The sequence below is a fragment of the Microcystis sp. LE19-10.1B genome, assembly GCF_027530565.1.
Taxonomy (GTDB): Bacteria; Cyanobacteriota; Cyanobacteriia; order Cyanobacteriales; family Microcystaceae; genus Microcystis; species Microcystis aeruginosa.
Genome location: NZ_JAPZQM010000399.1, coordinates 1 through 1,927, shown reverse-complemented (window position 1 = coordinate 1,927; position 1,927 = coordinate 1). Strand labels below are relative to the sequence as shown.

The window sequence follows — 1,927 nt, the reverse complement described above, 5'->3', positions numbered from 1 at the left end:
CAAGTCCTTATCTGGCAACGTTTTTAGTCGATTTCTCGAAATACATAGCTGAAAATTTTTAAAAACGTCGTGCTTTGCTTACCTCATAAGCGATTAAAGGTAGCAAAAAAAGAATTAGATTCGGAGAATGAATCAGCCCTAGGGGCCGGGGGGGTCTTATCTCTTGCCTCGTCTCAACAATCAATTTAAATGCGCGGACAGCTTACTGACGAATTTGTACCGGCATCACCAAATAGGTCATCTTTAAACCTCCCAAGGGGGTAAAAATAACCGGTTGGGTACTAGCATTTAACTGCATTTGGATATCATTATTAGGTAAAGCCTTCAAACCGTCCATCAAATATTTAACATTAAAGGCAATATCGCCACTTTCTCCCTGAATTTCCGCCGCCATGGACTCTTTGGCACTACCTAAATCGGGAGATTCCACCGCTAGGGATAAACGGTCATTTTCGCTATCGAGGCTAAACTTGACTAAATTATTCTTTTGGTCCGATAAAACCGCCACTAATTCCAAACAACGGATTAATTGTTTGCGGTCTAAAACCAAAGAGCGCTCGAAGGATTTAGGAATTAACTGATTATAAGTGGGATAGGCCCCTTCTAACTTACGACTGGTTAACCTCTGTTCCCCCATTTCAAAGATGACTTGAGAATCATCCACATGCAGAGTAATAGTCTCGATATTTTGTTTTGTTGACATCATTCTTTCCAATTCTCGCAGGGCCCGGGCCGGAATGGTGACATTAAAGCCACCAGAGGCACTTTCCACCTCCTCTAGGGGAGTTTGTACCACCGCTAAACGATGACCGTCTGTAGCGGCAAATTCTAGACAATCGACGGTTTTAGTTAAATGCACCCCCGTCAACACCTGTTTAGTTTCATCGCCACTAGCGGCAAACAATGCACCTTTTAGTCCCTCTGTCAAGGCAACTACAGGTAAATTAACAATTTCCCCATCGGCCACCGTGGGCAATTCTGGGAACTCATCGGCTTTCATGCCGCGAATTTGGAACTGTGCCGAGGCAGTTTTCAGGAAAGCGAGACTATGCTCCTCATCATTCTCGTTTTCTTCCACAGAGATGGTGATTTCCCCCTCTCCCAAACGAGAGACAATATCGTTAAGTAATTTTGCCGGCAGGGTAATCTTACCCCCTTCCACCACCTCGGCCCGAAAACTGGTGCGAATCCCTAAACTCAAATCAAAAGCAGTCAGGCTAATTTCGCCCTTTTCCTCATCGGCACAAAAGAGAACATTTCCCAACACCGGATGGGTAGGACGACTGGCAACGGCCCGACTAACTAGGGATAAATTGCTGTTGAGTTCGCTTTGACTACTGGTAAATTTCATCGAAAATTTTGGGTCTGAAACCCCGTCGTTCTACGACGGCTTTACTGTTAAATATTAGCACATTTACGAAATATATGCTAAAATGTGAGGTATGGAAAAAGCCTATTCGTTTCGATTTTACCCCACACCAACACAAGAGTCGCTATTGCGGCGCACATTGGGCTGTGTAAGATTAGTTTACAACAAAGCTCTCCACGAACGAACACAAGCATGGTATGAAAGACAAGAAAGAGTAGGCTACGCTCAAACTTCTTCAATGCTAACCGATTGGAAAAAGCAAGAAGAATTAGAGTTTTTAAACGAAGTTAGCTGTGTACCTTTACCACAAGGGTTAAGACACCTACAAACAGCTTTCACTAATTTCTTTGCTGGTCGTACTAAGTATCCTAACTTTAAGAAAAAACATCAAGGAGGAAGTGCCGAATTTACTAAGTCTGCTTTTAAATTTAAAGACAAACAAATCTATTTAGCCAAATGCACAGAACCTTTACCTATTCGATGGTCAAGACAAATCCCAGAAAGCTGTGAACCAAGCACAGTAACAGTCAGATTACATCCTTCTGGACGTTGGCATAT

Annotated in this window: 2 protein-coding genes; one reads left to right on the top strand and one right to left on the bottom strand. The window is 43.0% G+C overall.

What is annotated here, in order from left to right:
* Positions 1–202: 202 nt before the first annotated feature.
* Positions 203–1,351 (bottom strand): DNA polymerase III subunit beta, encoded by a 1,149-nt coding sequence (gene dnaN / locus O9332_RS14520; RefSeq protein ID WP_002761694.1) that lies wholly within the window; start codon positions 1,349–1,351, stop codon positions 203–205.
* Positions 1,352–1,442: 91 nt separating this feature from the next.
* Here dnaN and O9332_RS14515 point away from each other — a divergent pair.
* On the top strand, positions 1,443–1,927 hold a 485-nt coding region (locus tag O9332_RS14515; RefSeq protein WP_288026141.1), incomplete at its 3' end, for an RNA-guided endonuclease InsQ/TnpB family protein.